General features: G+C 45.0%; 18 protein-coding genes, 2 pseudogenes and 2 riboswitches. Of the genes and pseudogenes, 15 read left to right on the top strand and 5 right to left on the bottom strand.

Annotated elements, in window-relative coordinates; genetic code table 11:
* Positions 1–81 precede the first annotated feature (81 nt).
* Both AK966_RS14190 and AK966_RS14185 read left to right on the top strand, forming a co-directional pair.
* Complete coding sequence (locus AK966_RS14190; protein WP_099079081.1) at positions 82–1,392, top strand: AarF/ABC1/UbiB kinase family protein; 1,311 nt, start codon at positions 82–84, stop codon at positions 1,390–1,392.
* Positions 1,393–1,472: 80 nt separating this feature from the next.
* Positions 1,473–2,819, top strand: coding sequence for a magnesium transporter (locus AK966_RS14185; protein ID WP_119464383.1), 1,347 nt, complete (start codon positions 1,473–1,475; stop codon positions 2,817–2,819).
* Positions 2,820–2,883: 64 nt separating this feature from the next.
* Here the strand turns inward: AK966_RS14185 and AK966_RS19965 are convergent, their stop codons facing one another.
* On the bottom strand, positions 2,884–3,039 hold the full coding sequence (locus tag AK966_RS19965; RefSeq protein WP_182852686.1) for a hypothetical protein: 156 nt from the start codon (positions 3,037–3,039) through the stop codon (positions 2,884–2,886).
* 524 nt (positions 3,040–3,563) lie between these two features.
* Here AK966_RS19965 and codB point away from each other — a divergent pair.
* Positions 3,564–4,802: a cytosine permease gene (gene codB, locus AK966_RS14180; protein WP_119464382.1), complete on the top strand. Its 1,239-nt coding sequence runs from the start codon at positions 3,564–3,566 to the stop codon at positions 4,800–4,802.
* Positions 4,803–4,811: 9 nt separating this feature from the next.
* Positions 4,812–6,089 (top strand): cytosine deaminase, encoded by a 1,278-nt coding sequence (locus AK966_RS14175; protein ID WP_119464381.1) that lies wholly within the window; start codon positions 4,812–4,814, stop codon positions 6,087–6,089.
* Positions 6,090–6,141: 52 nt separating this feature from the next.
* Here AK966_RS14175 and AK966_RS14170 read toward each other — a convergent pair whose 3' ends face one another.
* The gene (locus AK966_RS14170; protein ID WP_099079086.1) at positions 6,142–6,324 is read right to left on the bottom strand and encodes a hypothetical protein; all 183 of its coding nucleotides are present in this window, start codon (positions 6,322–6,324) and stop codon (positions 6,142–6,144) included.
* Between the two features lie 232 nt (positions 6,325–6,556).
* Here AK966_RS14170 and AK966_RS20200 point away from each other — a divergent pair.
* From AK966_RS20200 to AK966_RS14145, 5 genes and pseudogenes are all read left to right on the top strand, one after another.
* Positions 6,557–6,713: pseudogene (locus tag AK966_RS20200) on the top strand (phosphohydrolase); the annotation flags it as partial.
* 30 nt (positions 6,714–6,743) lie between these two features.
* A pseudogene (locus tag AK966_RS14160) lies at positions 6,744–7,277 on the top strand (1-acyl-sn-glycerol-3-phosphate acyltransferase); the annotation flags it as partial.
* 53 nt (positions 7,278–7,330) lie between these two features.
* Positions 7,331–7,948, top strand: a complete 618-nt coding sequence (locus tag AK966_RS14155; protein ID WP_099079087.1) for a cobinamide adenolsyltransferase — start codon at positions 7,331–7,333, stop codon at positions 7,946–7,948.
* Positions 7,949–8,080: 132 nt separating this feature from the next.
* Positions 8,081–8,221: riboswitch (FMN riboswitch) on the top strand.
* Between the two features lie 186 nt (positions 8,222–8,407).
* Complete coding sequence (ribB, locus tag AK966_RS14150; RefSeq protein ID WP_099079088.1) at positions 8,408–9,064, top strand: 3,4-dihydroxy-2-butanone-4-phosphate synthase; 657 nt, start codon at positions 8,408–8,410, stop codon at positions 9,062–9,064.
* Positions 9,065–9,291: 227 nt separating this feature from the next.
* A complete protein-coding gene (locus AK966_RS14145; protein ID WP_099079089.1) occupies positions 9,292–9,738 on the top strand; it encodes a DUF3429 domain-containing protein in 447 nt (148 codons plus the stop codon).
* 45 nt (positions 9,739–9,783) lie between these two features.
* Here the strand turns inward: AK966_RS14145 and AK966_RS14140 are convergent, their stop codons facing one another.
* Together AK966_RS14140 and AK966_RS14135 are read right to left on the bottom strand one after the other, a co-directional pair.
* Positions 9,784–10,383 carry a thiol:disulfide interchange protein DsbA/DsbL gene (locus AK966_RS14140; RefSeq protein ID WP_099079090.1) on the bottom strand — a complete coding sequence of 200 codons (600 nt, stop codon included), beginning with the start codon at positions 10,381–10,383 and terminating at the stop codon, positions 9,784–9,786.
* A gap of 82 nt (positions 10,384–10,465) precedes the next feature.
* Positions 10,466–10,843: a hypothetical protein gene (locus AK966_RS14135; RefSeq protein WP_099079091.1), complete on the bottom strand. Its 378-nt coding sequence runs from the start codon at positions 10,841–10,843 to the stop codon at positions 10,466–10,468.
* Positions 10,844–11,034: 191 nt separating this feature from the next.
* Here AK966_RS14135 and AK966_RS14130 point away from each other — a divergent pair, with 191 nt between their 5' ends.
* The 3 genes from AK966_RS14130 to AK966_RS14120 all read left to right on the top strand — a co-directional run bounded on the left by AK966_RS14130 (position 11,035) and on the right by AK966_RS14120 (position 13,903).
* Entirely contained in the window at positions 11,035–11,340 is a 306-nt protein-coding gene (locus tag AK966_RS14130; RefSeq protein WP_099079092.1) for an isoamylase early set domain-containing protein, read from the top strand.
* Positions 11,341–11,553: 213 nt separating this feature from the next.
* Positions 11,554–12,273, top strand: coding sequence for an SDR family oxidoreductase (locus tag AK966_RS14125; RefSeq protein WP_099079093.1), 720 nt, complete (start codon positions 11,554–11,556; stop codon positions 12,271–12,273).
* A gap of 604 nt (positions 12,274–12,877) precedes the next feature.
* A complete protein-coding gene (locus AK966_RS14120) occupies positions 12,878–13,903 on the top strand; it encodes a TRAP transporter substrate-binding protein (RefSeq protein ID WP_259343776.1) in 1,026 nt (341 codons plus the stop codon).
* Positions 13,904–13,962: 59 nt separating this feature from the next.
* On the opposite strand, the gene AK966_RS14115 is transcribed toward AK966_RS14120, so the two are convergent.
* A complete protein-coding gene (locus AK966_RS14115; RefSeq protein WP_099080356.1) occupies positions 13,963–14,970 on the bottom strand; it encodes an adenosine deaminase in 1,008 nt (335 codons plus the stop codon).
* A 94-nt stretch (positions 14,971–15,064) separates the two neighbouring features.
* Positions 15,065–15,164, bottom strand: a riboswitch (purine riboswitch).
* A gap of 182 nt (positions 15,165–15,346) precedes the next feature.
* On the opposite strand from AK966_RS14115, the gene AK966_RS20340 reads away from it, so the two are divergent.
* The 3 genes from AK966_RS20340 to AK966_RS14100 all read left to right on the top strand — a co-directional run bounded on the left by AK966_RS20340 (position 15,347) and on the right by AK966_RS14100 (position 17,379).
* Complete coding sequence (locus AK966_RS20340) at positions 15,347–15,529, top strand: hypothetical protein (protein WP_310648447.1); 183 nt, start codon at positions 15,347–15,349, stop codon at positions 15,527–15,529.
* Positions 15,530–15,541: 12 nt separating this feature from the next.
* A complete protein-coding gene (locus AK966_RS14105; RefSeq protein WP_119464379.1) occupies positions 15,542–16,756 on the top strand; it encodes an MFS transporter in 1,215 nt (404 codons plus the stop codon).
* Between the two features lie 191 nt (positions 16,757–16,947).
* On the top strand, positions 16,948–17,379 hold the full coding sequence (locus AK966_RS14100; RefSeq protein ID WP_099080358.1) for a YccF domain-containing protein: 432 nt from the start codon (positions 16,948–16,950) through the stop codon (positions 17,377–17,379).
* Positions 17,380–17,762: the final 383 nt, after the last annotated feature.

Here is a 17,762-nt window from a genome sequence, read left to right as displayed (position 1 = left end):
GCTGGCGGTTTTCTTGTCATTTGTATCCAAGCACGTACTGTCCCCGTATAACAAATAGTTAGTAAATATTGGAGCAGACTCATGTCGCCAAAGGAAAGAAGCCTACCTACCCATCGAATATCAAGATTTGGCAAATTCGCCTCGCTTGCGACCCGTGTTGCTGGCAACGTGATTGCAGAAGGCACCAAGCAAATCGCAAAGGGCAACAGACCCAAAGCGAAAGATCTTTTGCTGACACCACAGAACATCGCACGCTTAACAGACCAACTCGCTCACCTGCGCGGTGCAGCCATGAAGCTTGGTCAAATGCTCTCAATGGATGCCGGTGATGTCTTGGAGCCTGAATTAGCGGACATCCTTTCTCGACTTCGCTCTAATGCCGACCCAATGCCAGCCAAACAACTGAACGGTGTGATGGAAAGCTCGTTGGGGGTCAATTGGAAAGACGATTTTCTCTCTTTTAACTTCAAACCCATTGCCAGCGCCTCGATCGGACAAGTACACCAAGCTTACAGCGATGCAGGTGACAACCTAGCAGTCAAAGTGCAATATCCTGGAATAAGAAAAAGCATCGATAGTGACGTAAACAATGTGGGGACACTGCTTAAAGTGGTTGGATTGATTCCAGAGTCTGTCGATTACAAAGGATTGCTCGAGGAAGCGAAAAAACAACTGCATGATGAAGCCGATTACGACCGCGAAGCACAGTTTGCCATTCGCTATCATGAGGCTTTGAAAAAGGCCCCTCATTTTGTGGTGCCGAAAATACACACTAAAAGCTGTTCCGACTCCGTGCTCAGCATGGAGTTCATTGATGGCTGTCCGATTGAGCAAATCGAACATTATGACCAAAATACGCGAGATTTTGTCATACACAGTCTGCTCGAATTGCTGTTCCGAGAGTTGTTCGAATTCAAGATGGTACAAACCGACCCCAATTTTGCCAACTATTTGTATATTGAGAGTACCCACCAAATCGGCTTGCTGGATTTCGGCGCGACTCGTGAGTACAGCGAACGTTTTAGTACCGGCTATCTCCAAGCCTTCGCGTCGGTCGTGAACAATGACGAACAAGGCTTGAATGATGCACTGGAGCAAATAGGATTCTTCAGCCAATCCATCTTGCCTGCTCAGCGTAAAGCCATTCTCGATCTGGTCAAAATGGCGTGCGAACCAATGTTGGTTGATGAACCTTATGATTTCAAAGCCAGTGGATTGGCACAAAAGCTCCGCGAAGCAGGCACCATTTTAAGCATGGAACAAGATTACTGGCACACACCACCAGCCGATGCCCTTTTCCTGCATCGAAAAATCGGCGGAATGTACTTCCTTGCCGCTCGTGTTGGTGCAAAAGTGAACGTTCACCATCTGGTTCTGCCATATCTCAGTTAACTCACCCTTTAGGGTGTTGTTTTTCTGCTACTTTCGCGTAACTTTGACAGCAGTTTATCAACCTACTGTCGGGGTTCTCAGTGAGCAAGTTTCAAGACCTCTCAACTTTAATAGAACAGATTGTCAAAGCGGACGAAGCGGATCAAATCACCGCACTGAATGATTCCATCGAATACGGCTTAGAACCAGGCTCCGTCGCATTGATTCTGGAAGCTTTTCCCATTGATGATCGTGTCCGTTTGTGGCGAGCACTGCCGTTAGAGTTTCACATCGATGTGTTGACCGAAATGCGTGCCGATGTGCGTTTTTCTATCATTAATGCTTTATCTGAGGTCGAACTAAAACTCACCCTTGCAAAACTAGATAATCTCTCACTGATCGAATGGGCTGACTCACTCCCTGAAGAGATCATCAATGAAGCATTGTCTCTCATCGAGAAAGACGAGCTCGAGCTATACGATCAGGCGAATGAATACGAAGAAGATGAACTCGGCCGCTGGGCTGAGCGTAAGATCATTACACTTCCATTCAACATTACGGTAGAAAAAGCACGTATGCTGATGGCTCGCTACAGCTATGACGCACCACAACATGTGTATTTAATTAACCGCTGCAAACAGTTTCGTGGTGTCGTGAACTATCACGAGTTACTGCGAGGTGAAAGCGACATTCGACTAAATACGCTCGCGATTGAAACCGTCACTGTGCTCGACAGTAAAATGAAATTACCAGAAGCCGTAGAAGCATTAGAGCACAGTGCGCTCTCAGCACTTCCCGTCACCGATGCAGACCAAACCTTAATTGGCGAAGCGGATTGGCAATTTGCACTCAGTACTCAGCGAGAGATTTACGAAGCTCGTTTGATGGCGGGTACAGGTATGGATGAAGGTGATGACTTATTCGCCCCTGTCATGAAAAGCTCTCAAAAACGTGGGGTTTGGCTTGGGATCAACCTCATCACCGCTATTTTCGCTTCGGTAACCATTGGTCTGTTTGAAGATGTCATTGCTCAAGTAGTCGCGTTAGCCGTTTTGATGCCGATTGTCGCATCGATGGGTGGTATTGCAGGTAGCCAAACACTGACTCTGATGATTCGTGCGATGGCGCTCAATCAGATCACACCTGGTAACCGTTTTGCTTTATTGAAAAATGAACTGGGCATCGGCTCTTTAAACGGACTATTGTGGGCACTAATCATTGGTGGTTTAGCAGGGCTTTGGTTTCAATCTACCGTATTAGGTGCAACCATTGCACTGGCCATCATCGTTAATATCATCACGGCAGCGTTGTTTGGCGTACTTATACCAATAGCTTTAGATAAGTTGAAGCTTGACCCCGCGTTAGCAGGTTCGGTCATTTTAACGACCGTCACTGATGTGGTTGGCTTCTTTGCCTTCTTGGGTACTGCGAGCTTAGTCATGTTATAAAATTAGCACCGTCATCTAACTGATTAATAAAGACTAGCAATACCAGCAAAGCGATTTATTCATATTATTTAAGGTAAAATGCACATGAACTGCTATGCTTATAGTGACCCTTTTTAAGCCGAGGGTCACCTAGCCAACTGACGTTGTTCGTGAACTCGACTTGTTCACGCATACATAGGCCAATCGCTTTGCTGCGGTTGGCTTTTTTTTTACCCCCCACTATTCTTTCCTTACGTACTTAACCGGCTTGCACCACGCCACACACAAAATCATTTCATCCTTCATTGGCCACCTACGGTCAAGATAACCATAAAAAATAAACACTCCAGACCAAAAACGCCACCTAACCATCATAACCACAACCAAATTTGACAGATTGCGTTCAAATAATGAACACAACAAAAATAAACACCAAGAAAACGTTTGCTTTTTCATTCATAAAGGGACGACAGCAACAGACTTAAGAAAGAAACCATCAAATTCAAACAGGACATAACATTAACGGAAATAATACCGATTTCATTACACTTTCAGTAAAATGCAGAGGCCATTAACAAACATTTTTTACTCTAAAAATAAATTACAAACCACTGATTTAAAATCAAAAAATAACAAAAAAACCTCAGACAAACGTTTTAATAACAAAAAACACATTGACTATGGAATTTACATCACGATAATACGCGCCGTTTACCCAGAATTTGGGTTCGATAATTCATTTTATTTTTCTTTGCGGAGGTAAAAATGGCTGCAGACAATAACTACAGTCTTGGACCAGTTCCTAACAGTGCCAGAAAGGGTGTCGCTTCATTAACCATGGTAATGTTAGGACTCACTTTCTTCTCCGCGAGTATGTGGACGGGCGGTTCGCTCGGTACTGGCCTTTCTTTTGATGATTTCCTCCTCGCTGTTCTCATTGGTAACCTAATTCTCGGCATCTACACTTCTTTCCTTGGTTACATCGGCGCTTCTACTGGTCTTTCTACTCACCTTCTTGCTCGTTTCTCTTTTGGCTCTAAAGGCTCTTGGCTCCCTTCCGCACTGCTTGGTGGTACACAAGTTGGCTGGTTCGGTGTTGGCGTGGCAATGTTTGCCATTCCGGTTCACAAGGCGACAGGCATTGACACTAACTCCCTCATCATTCTCTCTGGTCTCTTAATGACCGCGACCGTTTACTTTGGTATCTCTGCACTGATGATTCTATCGGCGATTGCTGTTCCTGCCATTGCACTACTTGGCGGCTACTCCGTGATCGAAGCGATAAACAGCATCGGTGGTATCGCTGAGTTACAAAATGTACAACCAGTTGAGCCCCTTGATTTCTCAGTCGCATTGGCAATGGTAGTTGGTTCATTCATTAGTGCGGGTACATTAACGGCCGATTTTGTCCGTTTCGGTAAAAAGCCAAAAGGCGCCGTCATGGTGACCATGATTGCCTTCTTTATTGGTAACTCACTCATGTTTGTCTTTGGCGCTGCTGGTGCAGCGGTAACCGGTCAGTCTGACATTTCCGAAGTGATGATCGCGCAAGGTTTATTGATCCCTGCCATTATCGTTCTAGGCTTGAACATTTGGACAACCAATGACAATGCGCTTTACGCATCCGGTCTTGGCTTCTCCAACATCACTGGTTTACCAAGTAAATACATTTCCATGGCTAATGGCGTGGTAGGAACACTTTGCGCACTTTGGCTCTACAATAACTTTGTTGGCTGGTTAACGTTCCTATCACTTGCTATTCCACCGATTGGCGGCGTTATCATCGCGGATTTCCTAGTAAACCGTAAACGTTATAAAAATTTCGACGCGGCGGAGTTCCAAACTGTTAACTGGGCTGGCATTATCGCCGTTGTCATTGGTGTAGCAGCGGGTCACTTCCTTCCAGGTGTGGTTCCTGTTAACGCAGTACTAGGCGGCGCAATCAGCTACCTGACTCTTAATCCCATTCTTAATAAAAAGACACTGGCTGAACAGCCAGCGTAAGGAATCAGCATGACAACACTATTGATCAAAAACGCTACGCTAAAGGGACAGGAAGGTCTCCAGCAAATACTGATTGAGGATGGTCAATTCAAGCGTATTGAAAACAATAATGTAGAGCTAAATTACTCAGGTGACGTACTCGATGCCGAGGGCGGCATGGTTGTCGCACCTTTTTGTGAGCCGCACATTCACTTAGATACAACCCAGACTGCTGGTGAACCGAGTTGGAACATCTCTGGTACACTGTTCGAAGGGATCGAGCGCTGGGCTGAACGCAAAGAAATGCTGTCGATTGAAGACGTCAAAGCACGTGCAAAGCAAACACTAAAATGGCAAATCGCCAATGGGGTTCAGCACGTGCGTACTCACGTTGACGTTTCTGACCCTACCCTTATCGCACTAAAAGCGATGGTGAAAGTGCGTGAAGAGATGAAAGAGTGGGTCGACATTCAAATCGTTGCTTTCCCACAAGAAGGCATCTTATCTTACCCTAACGGTAAAGAGTTGCTTGAAGAAGCCGTTCAACTGGGGGCAGACGTTATCGGTGCAATCCCACACTTCGAGTTCACTCGTGAATACGGTATTGAATCCCTACACTATGTGTTCGAACTGGCACAAAAATATGACCGTCTGATCGACGTACACTGTGATGAAATCGACGACGAACAATCTCGCTTTGTTGAAACACTGGCAGCATTAGCGCACAAATTCAATATGGGCCACAAGGTAACAGCAAGCCATACGACGGCAATGGGCTCTTACAACGGCGCCTATGCCTCTCGCCTATTCCGCCTACTGCGCATGTCTGGTATCAACTTCGTTGCAAACCCATTGGTGAACATTCACCTACAAGGTCGCTTTGACGACTACCCGAAACGTCGTGGTGTAACACGCGTTAAAGAGATGCTGAATGCCAACATCAACGTATGTTTTGGTCATGATGATGTGTTTGATCCTTGGTACCCACTAGGTACAGCGAATATGTTGCAAGTTCTGCACATGGGTCTGCATGTGTGCCAAGTGATGGGTTACGATCAAATCAATAACTCACTGGATCTGATCAGCACCAATTCAGCCCGTACGCTGAACATTCAAGACAAGCACGGTATTGAAGAAGGCAAACCTGGTAACCTACTGATCCTTCCTGCTGAAAACGGTTTTGATGCAGTACGCCGCCAAGTGCCAGTGCGTTACTCCGTTCGTCACGGTAAAGTGATTGCGGAAACTCAACCAGCGACAACACACATTCATCTTGGTGAACAAGAACAAGTAACGTTTAAACGTTAATAGCCACTCTGAATAAAAAAGAACAAGGGGCTGATACTATCAGACCCTTGTTTTATTTTTTCATTCGTTGCGTAAGCTTTTGCTGACAACTAATGATGTTTCTCAACATGGAAGGAGAACGGCCTAAATAGACGATCTTGCCCTCTTCATCCACAATCGCGGGCTCCACTTTTAAGCCTTTCATATCTGCACCGCCTTCCACTAGCTTACGCTCTAATTCATATAAATCCTGCATTTCTTGGATTCATTTTATAATTGTCGATTTCGCGTGAATCCTATCCCTCTCACCTAGAATGAATTTTGACTGAAATAAAAAATAGCCATCCATTATACGTCTATTTTCATTATTTATAAAAACAACAAGATGAACGTAATCCAAACATATTTTCTATAAAATTTGTTGCCGGTCTCAGCAATATCACCCTAAACGTGGACCACAACATACCTCAAGCTTACTTAATGACGGACTAGGTAAAAAAGAAGGTGCTGATTTAGCGATAGAATTGCCTGCTTCTTATTTGCATGATTGCTTCACCTACCCTAAAGATCACCCAGACCGAAAGCAAAGTTTCCACAATGGTGGCGAAGAAAGCCATCTCGTTTTTAGAAAAGATTAACTATCCATAACAATACCATGATGCGGTTACTCATGCGATTGAAGCGCAAGGCGCTTCCCTGATTGTGGCAAACCATGTCAGTTACGTAGACGCACTTATCTTAATGGGCACATCGACCCGCCCGATGCGATTTGTGATGGATAAATCAATCAGTGAACTGCCCGTTCTTAAGTACGTTTTCCGTCATGCTGGCGTCATCCCAATCTGTTCACCACGCAAATGCGCAGAGATATACGAAAGTGCTTTCGAGAAAGTCGAGCAAGCGCTTAATAACGATGAAGTGGTTAGTATCTTCCCAGAAGGTCGATTAACGTCAAATGGTGAACTGGGTGAATTCAGACCTGATGTTGAGAAGCTCCTAAGCCGAACACCTGTTCCTGTGACTACAATGGCGTTAAAAGGCTTATGGGGATCGTTCTTCAGCCACAAAGATGGACACGCATTAACTAAGCATCCAGCTCGATTCTGGTCTCGAATTGAAGTCAGTATTGGTGAATTACTGCAACCGGCAATGCTAAATCGCCATTTGTTACAAAATGAAGTGCAAGATTTGCTCATTCGCCGACAGTAGTTCAGTGCAGAATTTAGTAGGATAAAGTCAACGTCACAAATCTAGGAGGTGTTATGAAAATCATCATCTTACATGGTCTTTATATGCATGGGCTCGTCATGCAGCCTCTTAGCCAACAACTGCGTAAGTTTGGCTACGAAACAAAGGTGTTAAGTTACAACACCGTATCAATTAATGAAGAATCACTGTTTGACTCTATTGATCATGCACTTAATCCTTTCGCTGCTAACGTATTGGTGGGCCATAGTTTGGGGGGGTTGATGATTAAACGCTACCTCGCAAACAGGCAGCCAACTACTAGCTTGATTTCGCATGTCGTCGCGATTGGTTCTCCGCTGAAAGGGGCGTCCATCGTAACTCGCATTCAGGATCTTGGTTTTGGTGTCATGTTGGGTAATTCGCCTCATCATGGCCTCAATATGCATGAAGATGTTTGGGCTTTCCCGCAAAAGCTCGGCAGCATCGCTGGCACCATGCCGATTGGCGCACGACAAATCCTGATGCACAAAGACCACACACTCTCAGATGGAACCGTCACCGTAGAAGAAACTCGACTAGATGGCATGCAGGATCATATCGAAACAAAGCAAACCCATACCAGCCTAATCTATAACACCTTTGTGCCAGAACAGATCGATCATTTTATTCGTACCGATCATTTCAATCGATAGCACACTTTTCCATCAAATAGTTACCTTCGACTTTTCAATTCTTAGTGTACGCAGTACTATCTCTACTCCGACCGCTCATGCTGAGTCGTCGGAGTTTTATTTCCGACTAAACAATAATGTTAAGTTCGGACTCAATGTTCTCAGGGCGGGGCGAAATTCCCCACCGGCGGTATACTCTTTTGAGTGAGCCCGCGAGCGCTCGATTTATCGAGGTCAGCAGATCTGGTGAAATGCCAGAGCCGACGGTTATAGTCCGGATGAAAGAGAATAAGAATACACCAGCATATTTACTCAATGTATTTATCAAATTATTGAGAAGTTCTGGTGCGTTTCTTTTTGATCGCGTTTTTTGTTAAGTGCGGGTTTATGCCATTCATTAGCGCGTAAACTTGTGGTTATAATGATGAACACAACGATCTCTCATACCGCCCTGATTCTGGTGATATTTAGGAGTTAACCATGAATCAGTCATCACTACTTGCCGAATTTGGCAACCCAATCACACGTGTTGAAAACGCACTTATCGCTCTCAAAGAAGGCCGTGGCGTGCTTCTTCTTGATGATGAAGATCGTGAAAACGAAGGCGACATTATCTATTCAGTTGAGCACCTAACAAACGAGCAAATGGCACTGATGATCCGCGAATGCAGCGGCATTGTTTGTTTATGCCTGACCGATGCTCAAGCAGACAAACTTGAACTTCCACCAATGGTTGTGAACAACAACAGCGCAAACCAAACCGCTTTCACTGTTTCAATCGAAGCGAAGCAAGGCGTAACAACGGGTGTTTCTGCGGCCGACCGCGTGACAACCATCAAAACCGCAGCGAATCCAAATGCAAAGCCAGACGACTTGGCTCGCCCAGGTCACATATTCCCACTTCGCGCTCGCCCTGGTGGTGTAATGACTCGCCGTGGTCATACCGAAGGTACGGTTGATCTCATGCAGATGGCGGGACTACAACCTGCAGGTGTACTGTGTGAAGTCACAAACCCAGACGGCACAATGGCAAAAACGCCGGAAATCGTCGCATTTGGCCGCCTTCATAACATGCCTGTACTGACTATCGAAGACATGGTCGCGTACCGTAATCAGTTCGATTTGAAACTCGCATAAGCACTTAGCTATCAAACTGTTCTAAGCCGCATACTCGTGCGGCTTTTCTACCCGTCGCTCTATCCTACCGTCCAACGTTTCACTTTATGCATACTCATTTGGCTTAAAGGGGCTGAATTCCGAGCATTGGCACGTCTGCAAGCCAAGTCGTTCTCACTTAGGTTACTTGGTTAGATAAGTACTACGCTTACTAATGCCACCGAACAATAACGATAAGGAAGACTGCTATGGCGACGACACGTTCTACCATGTTACAGCTGGGATATTTAGGCCTCATTCCTTTTCTGTTTAGCTTAGTACTCATCCTTACTGACACCGTATTGTTTGACTTAAACGGCCAGCAATTTTTCATCACATACAGCGCCGTTATTTTGAGCTTTTTGTCTGGCAATTTATGGGGCAACGGCATCGACCATTATTACCATCGCCTTAGTCGTAATGCATTGATACTCAGTAACCTATTCGTCTTGCTCGCTTGGGCCGCCCTATTGCAAAGCAACAAGAATCACATGGTGGCAACGCTACTCTTAGCCATTGGTTATGTCGCAGTTTGGTACGCAGAAAAACTAATAAGAAAAGTAGAGAAAGAAGTAGAGCCAAAAGGCTATCAACTAATGAGAGGAAAGCTCACTGCTGGCGTTGTGTTAATGCATGGTCTGGTATTAATTACATAAAAATGACGACCTCCGAGGTCGCCATTTTTGATTTTGCGTCAATGCTTACAGGGTAAGTAAGTAGTTCACCAACTCATTGTACTCATCGTAACTGCGGATCTCGTTCGCAAGCACAATGTACTTGTTATTCACTAATACACCAGGTACCCCTGTCAGAGTACTCTCTTCAAATTTCTTATCGAACTGCTTTTGCATCGAGTTTACAGCAAAGCTATTGTATGCCGCGTCAAACTTCTTCGCATCCACACCATTATCGACAAAGATCTGCTTTAGTTCGACTTCATCGCGTGGGGCTTGGCGCATTTGGTGGATCTGCGCGAACATAACCGGAACCATGCTTTTCTCAACACCTAACGACACCATCGTTGCATATGATTTTGCCATTGGCACCGCCATATCACTGCCCATAAAGGCAACGTGAACTTTCTCAAAGCTTGCATCTTCTGGTAGTGCTGATTTTAAGTTCTCCACCACTGCTTCGAATTTATAACAGTGTGGGCAGTAAAATGAGAAAAACTCCGTAACGGTGGGTTTGCTGGCTTTTTCCACATCCAAGACTTTGTAATGCTTACCTTCTTCAAATTGCGCAGCGTGAGTGGTAAATGTCAGTAAAAGAGTGCTGCATAGCGCGAGTAGTTTTTTCATGTTTGATTCCTTCTGACACACGAGTGCCATATTCACTAATTAATAAGAATCCAGCGGTACTGGAGAATGATGAATGTGGGAATCAAACAATTGGAGGGCGGTAAGTTTTATAAACCACGGCCACGGCTTTCGGCGTTGATGATTTATCGATAAGAGCAAGCTGGTGGGGCAGCAGCATCAAGTCATCATGCAACAAGTTGATAGGCATTTTAACGATACATAAAGAACTGCAGCTTGTATGAGCTTGCTGTCCTTTCTCCATCAGGTGGTCACTGTGATGCGATTCAACACAATCGCTTTTGTTCACCCTCTGGTGCTGCTGAAGATCAAATTTTTGCTCTTGAGCACACAGTGCCTCTATCTGCACCTTCGCCGCACGCACACTAGAGGCAAAACCCGTTAGCAGCATGGCTAGCAGGCAAAGCATCGTCGTTGTGAATGTGCGGTTAAAACTCAACATACAACATCTTCAAAATACGGTGAGTCTTCATCATACAGAAACCGTTCTTGCTTACAAGTGAGACACTCCACAACCCATACAGAAAACGTATTCATCCGTAGTCTCCATCGAATACCGTTCGATAAGGCTTGAAATTCCTGTGAAGCCTGAGTAATAGTTAGAACGGTTTTTGAACAAACAAGGAAGAGTTAATGCTTAAAAAGAGATTCTTTAAAACGAAAGATGAAGTCGAAGTCACGTTCGAGCTAGACAAAAATCAGTGGCAATCGATTCAAATTGCAGGCGATTTTAACAACTGGCAACCAGAACCCATGAAACTCGTAAAGAAAAGTGGCCAGTTTAAATTTAAGACACGCTTGCCGAAGGAGCAAAATATTGAATTCCGTTACCTGTTTGATGACGAAGAATGGGAGAACGATCCATACGCCGATGCTTATGTGCCTAACGGCTTTGGTAGTGACAACAGTGTCGTCTGTACCGCGGCGGAATCTTCATAACATTTCATTCAACCTTCTACAGGCGCATTCGTGCGCCTTTTTTATGTCTATTATAAAGCAAGGTAATTCGCTATTGTTTCCAGCCAACAACAGTGTTTTAGCTAAAGTGATATATATCAACAAATGTCATTTCCTTAATATTACCCACATTGCAGCGAAACAACTGCTTTCAAACAAAGCGATTTTCAAGCAAGAATAAAAAGGAAACAAAAGATGAAAAAACTGATCGTAATTACGGGTGCAAGCTCAGGTATTGGTGAAGCTATCGCACGTCGCTTAAGCGATGAAGGCCACCCTCTTCTTCTTCTGGCTCGCCGCGTAGAACGTTTGGAAGCACTGAACTTACCAAATACACTCTGTGAGAAAGTAGACGTAACAGACAAATCTTCTTTTGAAGCCGCTATTGCGAAAGCAGAAGAGAAATTTGGACCAGCAGATGCGTTGGTGAACAACGCCGGTGTAATGTTACTTGGTCAAATTGATGCTCAGGATGCTTCAGAATGGAAGCGCATGTTTGATGTGAATGTGCTTGGCCTGTTAAACGGCATGCAATCGGTTCTTGCTCCGATGAAAGCCCGCAATAGCGGTACGATTATCAATATCAGCTCTATCGCAGGTAAGAAAACCTTCCCAGATCACGCGGCATACTGTGGTACTAAGTTCGCGGTGCACGCTATCTCCGAAAACGTGCGTGAAGAAGTGGCGGCGTCTAACGTTCGTGTTACCACTATCGCACCGGGTGCTGTAGAAACGGAACTGCTTTCTCACACTACGTCTCAAGACATCAAAGATGGTTACGATGCATGGAAAGTAGACATGGGCGGCGTACTTGCTGCTGATGACATTGCTCGTGCCGTTGTGTTTGCTTACCAACAACCACAGAACGTCTGTATCCGTGAAATCGCATTGGCACCGACTAAACAACAGCCATAGTTTCACATCGCGGCCCCTGCCAACGGGCCGCTTGTCTACTCTCATTCTCGCGTCTCTGGCATTATGTTTACACTGATTAAAAATTAGCCACACTAGCTACAATCTTGATTCATGAGCTATAAACTGTCTCAACTGCATAACATTCGTGCTTTTCCCCTGCAAATTTCACAAATATTTCACGCTCTACCCGTTACTCGTCTATTTGCAATTTAATGCCTTTTCATTTTTGGGGGCTTTGTCCCTCGAAGCCCCCGCTTTTTTAAATGGGGGGGGAGGTTAAAGGCAACACTACTTTCGTTTCCCATCACCGTGACCTACACTGCACTTTTGGTATGAAGATCATGCTCTCATGATCACTACTACGGCATACGTTCTCATCCTCAGATGGCAGCACGCCTAGCATGCTCCCCTAGTTCCATCATTTTGCTTAGGTTTTCCGTCTGAGCCCAAGTGAATGCAAGCATAAAAATAAGATTGACTAAAAAATCAACAAAATAAAAGCTAGTAAGCATTACAAACAAAAGAATAAGGAAGTCATTCTGTCATGCTGCCTACAAAACCGATATTACGCTCGCTACTCACCACCGCCTGGACTCTGCCTTTGATGCTGAGTGCTTTTTCCGCTTTCGGTGCCGATAAGGTTTACCGACTTAAACTCGCAGAAACTTGGGGACCAAATACCCCGATTCTCGGCGATGCCAGCAAAAATATGGCGAAATTAGCCGAAGAGATGTCCAATGGACGCTTGGTGATTCGTATTGATTCCGCTAACAAGCACAAAGCGCCATTAGGTATTTTTGATATGGTCAAATCAGGCCAATACGATCTGGGTCACTCAAGCTCGTATTACTGGAAAGGAAAAGTGCCCAATACCCTCTATTTCTCTTCTATGCCCTTTGGCATGATTTCGACCGAGCAATACGCTTGGTTCTACCGAGGCGGAGGCATGGAGTTGATGGAAAAGGTCTACGCCCCGCACAACTTACTGTCGTTTCCTGGTGGTAATTCAGATATCCAAATGGGAGGATGGTTTAAGAAAGAGATCCACTCTCTCGATGATTTGCAAGGCTTGAAGATCCGCATTCCGGGCTTTGCTGGGGAGGTAATGGCAAAGGTTGGCGCAAAACCGACCAATATCGCACCCGGTGAACTTTACACATCGCTAGAACGAGGAACGATAGACGCGTTAGAGTGGGTTGGTCCCGCTTTTGACTTAAGAATGGGGTTCCAAAAAATTGCGCCTTACTATTACACCGCGTGGCATGAACCTGGATCTGAAACCCAGTTCCTCGTAAATAAGAAAACATGGGAAACACTGCCCGCTGATTTACGCTCAATTCTGGAAACTGCGTTCCGCGTGGCTGCCTTTGATATGTATACCCAAGCAGTCGATGCTAACGCAAATAGCTGGGCAACAATGAGTGCAGAGTACCCTGATATTAAAGTCCGAGACTTCCCACCAGAAGTACTGCAAGCGATGCAAAAAGCGACCGAGGATCTGCTCCAAGAACAAGCCAGTAATGATCCTTTAACCAAAGAGATTATTGAGTCGCAGCAACAGTATTTAACCAAAGTACGGGCTTGGACAAATATGTCTTCCAAGGCGTACCTTGACGCAAGTCAGCAATAATATTGATCATGCACTTGAAAAAGGGCTAACAAACTAGCCCTTTCACTGTCTGCCTTTTCCTACTGGTAAGCAGTCAGATAATCTTCTACCTGCGCACGATACTCTGTTTTTAATCCATCGCTGATGAAACTTGCATTGATGGCGTTAATAGTGAACTGAGCCAACTCCTGTTTGCTCATCGAGTGAGCGTTACTCACCGCTAAGAAATTGTCTGTCATATAGCCGCCAAAGTAAGCGGGGTCATCTGAATTGATCGTGACTGCCACACCTTTACGAAGTAGCTCGACGATATTATGCTGCGCCATGTTATCAAACACGCACAATTTAATATTGGAAAGTGGGCACACCGTTAATGGCATTTTGCTCTCAATCAATCTTTCTACCAAAGACGCATCTTCTACGCAGCGAACACCATGATCGACACGGTTAACGCCAAGCATTTCTATCGCATCAATAATGTTCTGCGCTGGCCCTTCTTCCCCTGCGTGCGCAACGGTTAGTAAACCCGCCACTTTGGCTTGCTGGAACACATGCTTAAACTTCTCTGGAGGGTGCCCCTGCTCAGAAGAATCCAACCCCACACCAATAATTTTATCTTGATGATTCAGGACGGATTGCAACGTTTCAAAGGCGCTTTCTTCTGAAAGGTGGCGCAAGAAGCACGCGATGATCTGCGAAGTGATACCAAGCTTATCGTGACCGTCTTGCATGGCTCGGTATATGCCATTAATAACAGTATCAAAATCAATGCCTCGGTCGGTATGCGTTTGCGGGTCAAAGAAGATCTCGGTATGGATGACATTGTCCGCTTTACATCGTTCTAAATATGCCCAAGTGAGATCATAAAAATCTTGTTCGGTTCGCAGCGCGTTCGCGCCTTGATAATAGATATCGAGGAAAGACTGTAAATCCTCAAATTCGTAAGCGCGGCGTAATGTCTCTGGAGAGTCATATGGAATGTCGATGTTGTTTCGTTTTGCAAGTTCAAACAGCAGCTCCGGTTCTAACGAACCTTCAATGTGTAAGTGCAGCTCTACTTTTGGAAGCCCTTGAATAAATGCATTCATATTCCACCTATTTAGTTATGTTTTGTGGATGCAATTACTCTAAGAATAGATAGTGATTGGAAAAAATCGAACGCCATTACAAAGAGTAAGATCCACTGTGACCTCAACTCTTCGTAATCAGCACTTTGCGGGAACTGGTAGAGATCCCCAATCCATATTATTGGGGTTATACGAAGCAAACCTGCGCTATTTTACGTGATAAAAGATGAATCTCAAATCGATGATTGTTCAATAGCCATACGCAAACTCCAAAAAAACGCTTCTCCCTCCCTTACACATGCATTAAACGCATAACCTATTCCACTTTTTGTCATTTGCGTCATTACTGGTTTATCACTACACTTCGCGCTCATTTTTTTACGTGAGCGCACAATGCATGCTTTTTTCTCAATCCATTTTCGCTCAGGTGCTGAGGATATCGGTCATGTTGTGCTTGTCATTAATCATTGTCCATAACTCTCCTAAGTTATTGGAAATTCTGGCAGCACAAGCCATTAACAGTGGCTGTCACCAAACTACAGGTGACAATAAAGAACACTCTCATCACCACCATCATTAATAAGAGCAATTTATGAGTATTTTCCGGTTTCCACTCCTAGTTTGGCTGGGAATAGGGATTCTAATTATCTGTCTAGGGATCAGACAATCATTTGGCATTTTTATGATGCCAATTTCCGACTACTTTCAAACCGGGCGTGAGTTCTTTAGCTTTGCGATAGCATTGCAAAACCTATTGTTTGGTGTTTTCCAGCCTTTTGTGGGTATGGCAGCCGACCGTTGGGGAGCAAAGCGTATTATCATTTTAGGTGCCATCTCTTACGCTTTGGGACTGTTTCTGACATCGATGGCCGTTGCACCAACCATGATGTACCTATCACTGGGTGTACTTGTTGGTCTTGGTCTGAGTGCCACCAGCTACGTGATCGTTCTGGGTGCCGTCGCGAAAGTCGTACCAGCAGAGCATGCTGCAAAAGCATTCGGTTTAACCACGGCCGCTGGTTCATTTGGTATGTTTGCCATGATCCCAGGCGCACAGACACTAATGAGCGACTTTGGCTGGCAAGGGGCAATGCAAGCATTCGCTGTGCTATGTAGCTTTATGGTGGTGTTTGCCCTATTCATGAGGACGGCAAAGCCAAAAGCCAATGCCGCTACCAATGCACCAGAAGACAATCAAACACTGAAAGAAGCATTGAAAGAAGCCTTTGCTCATAAAGGTTACTGGTTGATTCATGCCGGATTTTTTGTGTGTGGTTTCCACGTGATGTTTATTGCCACTCACCTACCTAGTTATTTAGCAGATAAGAACTTACCAGCGTCAACTGCAGCAATGGCATTAGCTTACGTTGGTATCTTCAATATCTTTGGCTCCTATTTCTGGGGGGTAATGGGTGATCGCTTTAACAAACGCCACGTAATGTCAGCACTGTACTTGATGCGCACCATTGTGATTGCCGCTTTTGTGACGCTACCTGTCACTGAACAGACGGCAGCTATTTTTGGTGGCGCAATCGGTTTCTGCTGGCTTGGGACAGTGCCGCTGACTTCTGGCCTGGTTCGCCAAATCTTCGGCTCACGTTACCTATCGACCCTTTATGGTCTGGTGTTCTTCACTCACCAGGTCGGCAGTTTCTTGGGAGCTTGGGTGGGCGGCCGAATTTACGATTACTACGGCTCATACGAGCCTATCTGGTGGTCTACCGTGGTTCTTGCGTTGATCGCCGCACTGATTCACCTGCCGATTAATGACAAACCTGTACCGCGTTTAACTATGGTTAAGGCCTAAGTATTGAAGGCTCTCAATACACGTTGAGAGCCTTTTTTATCTGTCGTTTCAACGCTCCAATGTGCTATTCCCAAGTAACCTGAACTTGGACATGCTGGATATCAATAGTGCAATCTCATTGCAATTATTCATCCTCGGTTAATGTTTATATGACATACTTAACTTAACGCTATAAATCAAAAGGGTTTTAAATGAGAACACTCGGCAACATCATCTGGTTTGTATTCGGTGGCGTATTCATGGGTTTGCTATGGTGGTTCTTCGGGCTACTGGCATTCATCAGTATCATCGGCATTCCATGGGGACGCGCTTGCTTCGTAATGGGTAACTTCTCGTTTTTCCCATTCGGCAAAGAAGCCGTTTCACGAGATGAACTCACGAACGAGATGGACATCGGCACTAGCCCGCTCGGGGTGATCGGTAATGTGATTTGGTTTGTGTTTGCGGGTATCTGGTTAGCAATCGGTCATGTACTTTCTGCCGTGGCATGCTTTGTAACGATCATCGGTATTCCGTTTGCACTTCAACACCTAAAACTGGCGGTCATTTCTCTCGCACCGATTGGTAAAACCGTCGTATCGACAGAAGAAGCCACAATGGCTCGCTACAACATCAAACGATAATCTATAACCAAGTACCTTGAGATTGTTTCGGTATAGTGACCCTCTCAGCAAATGGCTTAGAGGGTTATTCCGGTAATAGGTAACCCGCCATTAACGACGGTTTATTAATAAACCCAAGTAAATGGGGTAATAACCGGTGGTTATTAATGGTGAGTTCTCGAGTCTAAGTTGTTTTTGATAATCTCTGTAACGATACCGCGTAACCAATGCACTGTGACATTGCTCAGATTTTTGTGATGATAGCAAGCCTGCAAGGCGGGCTTAATAACCATCCCACCGTACTTGAATTCGATCCGACATAGATAAGAAAGTTTCTCGGCATTCAGCGTCTTTGAGGCAGGAAATACCATATCCGAGTTTTCGACTACATCCACAATGGCGAA

Origin of the sequence: Vibrio sp. PID23_8 (genome assembly GCF_003584965.1) — a bacterium.
Classification (GTDB): Bacteria; Pseudomonadota; Gammaproteobacteria; order Enterobacterales; family Vibrionaceae; genus Vibrio.
Note: the sequence above shows the minus strand (reverse complement) of the source record. Positions and strands in the feature narration are given on the sequence as shown.